Consider the following 6,770-nt stretch of genomic DNA (forward strand, 5'->3'; position numbering starts at 1 on the left):
GAGGGCCAAACCGTCGGCAGTGATGTTGCCGTTGCCGTCCTGAGTGGTTTTGCCAGCGACATCGAGGAACACGTTGCCGCTGGTGGCGAGCCCTTCGTTGATTGCCAGATTGCCTTGGGTGCCAATGCTCACGTCACCCGTGTTGTTCACGCCGGTGAGGCTGGTCTGCGTGCCGTCGGCATGGGTCGCGGTCAGCGTGCCCACCTTGAGGTCGCCGCTGTTGTTGAAGCGGACTTTGCCCGCCTCGCTGGCGATATCGCCGATCACGTTGCCCGAATTGTTCAGCGCGTAGTTGCCGCCCAGCAGCACCAGGCCACTGGCATCCAGCTTGGCCCCGACGTCGCCGGCCTGGGTGGTGTTGCCCCCTACTTCCAGGGTGATGATGTCGTCGGCACGGGTTTCGCCATTGTTAGCGTCGTCCCGTGGGCCGTTTTCGATGGTGATGCCTTTGGCCAGCGTCAGGTCGTGATCGGTTTTCAGGGTGACCGCCTCATCGGCGGTGATCCCCACGGTACCGTCCACGATGCCCACCGTCAGGTCGCCGTTGCCAGCGAATTTCAGGCTGCCGACATCGGCGGCGATGACACTCACGTCATGCCCGCCCTTGCCCAGGTTGAAATCACCTTCGCCGCGCAAGGCCAGTTCGTCTGCGGTAATGGTCGCGCCAGTTGCCTGGGCCGCGCCTTTGCCTGCGTCGACGCTCAGGGTCAGGCCCTTGCCGGTGGTGCCGTCTTCATCGCTGCCTTCGGGATCCTTGAGGGTCAGATTGCCCAGCAGGTCCAGGACGCCGTTGGCGACCAGGGCCAGGTCGTCCTTGAAGGTCGCGCCCTCGTCGTCGACGGTGATGTTGCGCGTCTTGTCGTTACCGATGACGACCTTGTCGAAGCCATCCTGGATGTTCGCCAGGTCGGCGTCGGACAGCACCAGCGGATCGTTTGGCCCGGTCACTTCCGGATCGTCGCTGCCGCCAAGGTGGATATCCAGGCCAACGGTCTTCTGCTGCAGGATGAGGCTGCCGCCACCGGCGACGCTCGCGGCGAGATCGATTTCGTCGGCGCTCAGGCTCGTATCGCCCTGGGTGACCAAGGCCTGGCCGACGGTGAGGGTGTCGGAGACAAGGTTCAAGTCGCCGGTCTGGGTCATGCCGGCAACCGGTACGCCTTGCGGGTTTGCCGGAGTCTGGCTGTCGGGAATGGTCACCACGCCAACGGTCAGGTCATCGACATCGGCAAAGCTGACCGTGCCGGTGTTGCTGGCGATGGTGTTGACGTCGTTGCCGGCGTTGTCCAGGTCATGGACGGCACCGTTACCCAACAGCACCAGGCCATCGGCAATAATGGTACCGCCAGCGCTCTGGTCGATCCTGCCGCCATTGCTTTGCAACGCCAGCACCGGAGCCGGTTTGTTGTCGTCGTTACCGGTGCCCGGTGCATCCGCCACGGTCAGTTGGTCATTGATGTGGATGTTGCCGGTACCGGCATCGAGGATCAGGCTGTCGTTGAAGCGGGTTTGCTCGATGACGTTGATGTCACCGGTCATGTCCGCGCCACCGATCTTGACGGAGGTAAACCCGTCGCCCAAGGCGCCGATGTCGGTGCCGGTCAGTTCCAACGCACCGGGGGCATCGCCGGTGCTGCCGCCCACGGCAATGTTCTTGCTCGGGGTGTTGGTCTCCAAGGCGATGCTGCCGTTGCCAGTGACGCTGCCAACGCCACCGTTGAAGTTGATATCGTCCGCCTTGATGGCCAGGTTGTTGTCGGTGCTGTTGAGGCTGCCGTTGAACGTGATCGAACTGCCCTGCAGGCCCTTGCTGCCCGAGGTGTTGGTCTTGATGTTGTCGACGTACAGCGAGCCGCCGACCTGCTTGCCGGCGGTCTGGTCGAAGCTGCCGGAAACGAAGACGAACTTGTAGGTGCCGGCCTTGTCAGCAGTCGCCGTATGGCTTTGCCAATTGACCGCGCCGGTACCGTTACCCGTTTCGTTCAGGATGATCTGGTATTCGCCGGTGTTGACGTTCAACAGATAACCGAAGACATCGTAGGTGTCGCCGCCCGCGACCGGTTTGTAATCAAAACTGACCGCTTCCCCTGCCGCCAGCGAAACCGTGCCCTCGCTCACGACCGAAGGGCCGCGCATGATGCAACCGGCGGGCGCGTTGAGGCAGTTGGAATTGTTCTCGGTACCCAGCAACAGCGCTGCGCCGCCGTCCTTGCCCTGGCCAGCGGCGGCGACCGGTGTGAGCGGTTTGTAGTTCATGTCGCCCTGGTCGCCAGGCGAAACACTCGGCGCATTGCCGTTGGTTGGCGAGGTAGTCGGGAGCGTCGGGTCATCCGGCGATACCACGCCTTCCACCACGGTGACGCCGGTGAAGAACTGGGCGATGGAGGTCTTCCAGCCGACCAGGCCGTTCTCGAAGTCGGCGTTCAGGAACTGCGAAGTGCCCAGCTCGACGGCGCCGGTGTAGACCTGCTCGCCGCTGGTGAAGACTTTTGCGCCGTTGATGTAGGTTTTGCCAGCGCCACTGGTGGTCGCATACAGCGAGCCCAGCGCGCTGTTACCGCCAACCATGTCGCTGAAGATGATCGAACCTGAACCGGCATCGACGCGCAGTTGGCGGTTGTTGGCTACCGCGTCGGAGTCCACTACGCCGGCAAACACGACATTGCCGCCGTTGCTTTTCAGGCTCACATCGGTGTTGAGCGCGACTTTGCCGTTGAGGATCAACGCGAGGCTGTTGCCATTGCCGGCGCCACTGGCGTCGATGTCACCGTTGAGGAAAATATTGCCGAAGACGTAGCGGCCCGTTCCGCCGTCGTTGTGCCCGGACTGCAAGGTCAGCGTCCGCTCGCCGCTGATGCTCGTCGGAGTGTAGTCGCCATTCCAGTGGATGCTGTTGTCAGCCTTGATCGCCACGTCGGTGCCGCCGGCCAGGGCCGTATCGATCGCATTGAAGCCAACCGTGGCTTCTGTGCCGTTGGCGCCGCCGGTCAGCCCTCCGTTACCCGGCCCCACCGTGACGCTGTCCGGGTCGAGCAACCACAAGCCGCCCTTGCCGTTTTTAGCCGAAGCATCGGCCGCCTTGCTCACCGCCAGCTTCGCACCGCTGGTCTCGATCTTGCCGCCGTCGCCGCCCTTGGCGCCGCCGGTGGCTTTCAGGGTGCCGTCCACGCGGGTCACGCTGCCCGGTTTCTTGACATCCGACCAGGCCACCACGGTACCGCCCTTGCCGTTTTCAGTGGCCGATGCGTCGAGCACGGCACCCGCGGCGATGGTGGTCTGGCTGGCCTGCTTGATCGACGGGTCCTTGCCTTGCCAGCTGCCGCCCACATTGATTTCGCCGCCACCCTTGGCACCGGTGGCGTCGAGCTCGGCGCCTGCCTTGATTGTTACGCGCTCGCCGGTCACGACGATCTTGCCGCCCTTGGCGGTGTCGGAGGACACATCGATACGCCCAGCGACTTGCACATCGCCATGGTCGCCCATCAGCGTGACCAGGCCGTTTTCACCGATATCCAGGGAACGCGCTTCGATCAACCCGGTGTTGTTGATGACGGTGCTTGCGAGGGTTTCCGCCGCACGGGCGGTCAGCAGGATGCGGCCGGCATCAGCACGAATGGCGCCGCCGTTTTCGATCAACGCTTGAAGCGCGCCCTCTTTCACTTCCAGTTGCACCGGCCCGCCCAGGTCGAGCGTTACGACGCTGCCGGCGCCCAGCAGCACATTACCCTTGTGCGCGGTGATGTTGCCTTCGTTGACGATTTTTGCGGCGATCAGGGCAACGGTGCCGCCTTGCGCTGCATTGATGTTGCCCTGGTTGACCACCGACGCGGCGCTGTTGCCACTGAAACGGTAGTTGCCAGCGAGAAAATCTTCGGTGCTCAAGTTGAGCGTGGAGGCCACCAGGCCACCCACATCAACCTGTGCGCCAGGGGTAAACAGTACGCCGTTGGGGTTGACCAGGAACACCTGGCCGTTGGCTTTCAGCGCGCCCTGGATCACCGACACGTCCGAGCCCAGCACACGGTTCAAGGCGACCGACGCCTTGCCAGGCTGGACGAATTCGACGGTGTTGCCTTTGCCGACGGAAAAGCCCTGCCAGTCAATCGCGAGCTTGTCGCTGCCCTGGTGAATGGCCATGTTGTTGCCATTGTGCTGAATGCTGCCGTTACCCGCCACGATGTTGCCGCCGGTGGGCAACGCTCCCGCCGCCGCTACCGAGGCGAAAAGACCGCCGCCCACGCCGATGACGAGGCTGAGCGAGGTACGGCTTTTGTCCTTGCCGTGGCTCTTGACCAACTCGGATGCCACCTGCCATGCGCCCATCACGGCATTCCAGACGACTCGGTAAACTCTGTTCATTTTTGTTCACTCATCCTTAATACGGCGGGCCGTGCCATGACGACCAGGCGGTTCGCTGTCGACAAATCAAATGGAAAAAACGCATCCGGGCGGATTGCGGCTCGCAACATCCCACAGTGCTTCTCGCCATCATGTCCGCCACGCGGAGGCCGCTCCTTTGCTGGAGCGCCCAAGGCTTTTGAATGAGGGGACGGGATAAAGATTTTTCTGCGATGGGTGGGCTGCTGGTCGCCTCGTCGCGGGCGACCTATGCTGAGTCGGTCGAATTCCTACTGGCGGGCCGTAATGATCCAATGCAAACGCGCCTATGAAATACCCAGCGCAGAAGACGGCGTGCGGGTGCTGGTCGACCGGCTGTGGCCGCGCAACTGTCGCAAGGACGCGTTGGCAATTGCTGAGTGGCTGCCGGAGGTGGGGCCTTCCCATGAGTTGCGCAAGGCGTTCAAGACGGGAGCGGTTACGTTGGCCGAGTTCAGGGTGGCCTATCGGCGAGAGCTGGCGGCGCGACCGGAGCATTGGTGGAAGTTGGTGGATGTCGCGCGGGGCGGGACGCTTACCCTGGTGTATGCGGCCAAATCGACCACTGAGAATAATGCGGTGGTGTTGGCGCAGTGGCTGGAGGATGAAGTGGAGAAGCGGGCGGATTCGAGTTCGCCGGTTTGTTATCTGGGAGAGTTTCCGGAGTTTTGAGTGGGATGGGTTGGGGCTGCTGCGCAGCCCAGCGGGAGCAAGCTCCCTCGCCACGGGGCCGGTAGTCTGTGCCAGCCAATCAATATCGGCTTTTTACTTTGCTTGAGGTTTGTGGTGTGCAGCTAAGATACGCAGAGAAACCACAAGGAAACAGCCGTGACGCCAGCGCAATTTGATCCATTGGTTCATATCGATTGGAAAACCCCGGGCAGCGACTTGCTCGGGCTGTTGCAGCATTACTATCCCGACATCGATGTGTTCGCTGGTCCGGCGTTCGAGGCGTTGTTGGATGAGCTGTCCAACGAAATGCCCGAGGTCTGCTTCGAGGCGCTGGCGCCGGTGTTGGCGGGTCAGGGTTATGACTTGTGGAACCTGGATGCCGGTGGCGACGATTATCGACCGGTGGTTTTCCCCTCGGATCAGCGCGAGGCATTTGCCAGGCATTGGCAAAGTCCTCGCGGGGAGCCGAGGTTCACGGCGACGTTGATCGAGCCCCCTGTGGTGAAAGTGCGCAAACCGGCCAAACCCAAGCGCGGCAAAGTCAAGTGGTTGCAGGAAGTCCATGACTATCCCGGCCCCACCTATGTGCATGAATACAACTACCGCAACGGTTGGGCTGCGATTACCGAGCAGGACGAAGACCGCTGGCTGTGCTTTCTGATCGACTACAACCAATGGCCGCCTGCCGAGCAGGACATGCTCGAACAGCGCACCGACGACTTGGATGGCGCCGATCTGCGGCTGATCGACGCCAACGCCCAGCGCAGCCTGTGGAGGCGCCAGGTCAAACACGGCGATTACAGCGCGGATGATCGGTTCAAATACGAGGTCCTCCGGGGCGATGCGATTGAGGATTTCGGCCCTGCCGAAATGCAATGGCAGGCATTCGAAGAGCCTTGTGTCGTGGTGGACGAGGAGATTTTTGAACGTCAGCGCATTTACCAGCCCGAGCATCTGACGCGAGTCTGGCGGATCACGACGGACAGCAGCGAGGTGATCTTCGAGGACTCGGAGGAGCTGACCATCCTGCCCATCGGCCCCCGTCGCTTGTTGTTCATGCAGCACAACGGCAAGCGCTGCTGGGTCTGGAATCTGGACCCGCCGCACCAGGCCATCCCCGCCAAACCGATGCCCGCCGAGGCCTACAAGCTGCGGCCCGCCACGGCGTATCTGGGCGGTGACGAGATTCTGCTGTTCAGCGAAGGCGCGCGGCAGAACGTCGAGCACGCGGGATATCAAGAGACAGTGTTGCTGGCGTGGCGCTTCAACTTCATCACCGGCGCCAAGGCCCAGGCGACGCTGGACGGCTTTGGCAGTGAGCTGCGCCAGGACACCCGCCTGCTGGTCACCCAGCCCAAACAGGTGATCACGTTGCGCACGTTTCATGGCCAACTTCACGTCGCGCGTGGGCATGGCGACTGGTGGGTTTGGAGCTATCGCGCCAACACTTTCGGCACAAACACGCTGGCGTGGTTCTGGAACCAACGGAGCAACCAGGTGCTGAAGCTGACGTCCAAGGACCTGCCGCGAATCAAACCGGAGATTCGTTATGTGCCGGCGCAGGATCGGTATCTGGCGTTCGAGACGGAGTTTGTGGCGCGCTTGCCGGAGTTCAGCAACATGGTCGAGGCCAAGGGTTGCGAAGTGTTGAGCTTCGAGTGAACCACCGCAGCCGCACCGCGATCCGTTGACCACACCCATCCCGTGGGGGGGGGGGGGGG

The 6,770-nt window shown here is 62.3% G+C and carries 3 protein-coding genes; 2 read left to right on the top strand and 1 reads right to left on the bottom strand.

Translation table 11 applies throughout. From position 1 onward, the window contains the following. On the bottom strand, nucleotides 1-4,359 hold a 4,359-nt coding region (locus ACE04F_RS16935; RefSeq protein WP_486108450.1), incomplete at its 3' end, for a two-partner secretion domain-containing protein. Nucleotides 4,360-4,644: 285 nt separating this feature from the next. On the opposite strand from ACE04F_RS16935, the gene ACE04F_RS16940 reads away from it, so the two are divergent. Continuing rightward, nucleotides 4,645-5,049, top strand: coding sequence for a DUF488 domain-containing protein (locus tag ACE04F_RS16940; protein WP_486106620.1), 405 nt, complete (start codon nucleotides 4,645-4,647; stop codon nucleotides 5,047-5,049). Between the two features lie 156 nt (nucleotides 5,050-5,205). After that, on the top strand, nucleotides 5,206-6,711 hold the full coding sequence (locus ACE04F_RS16945; RefSeq protein ID WP_486108452.1) for a hypothetical protein: 1,506 nt from the start codon (nucleotides 5,206-5,208) through the stop codon (nucleotides 6,709-6,711). The last annotated feature ends 59 nt before the right edge of the window (nucleotides 6,712-6,770 follow it).

The organism is Pseudomonas sp. AGC41 (assembly GCF_057334555.1).

What these genes read in the sequence shown, in the direction of transcription:
- ACE04F_RS16940 (WP_486106620.1), top strand. Translation starts at nt 4,645, where the DNA reads ATGATCCAATGCAAACGCGCCTATGAAATACCCAGCGCAGAAGACGGC.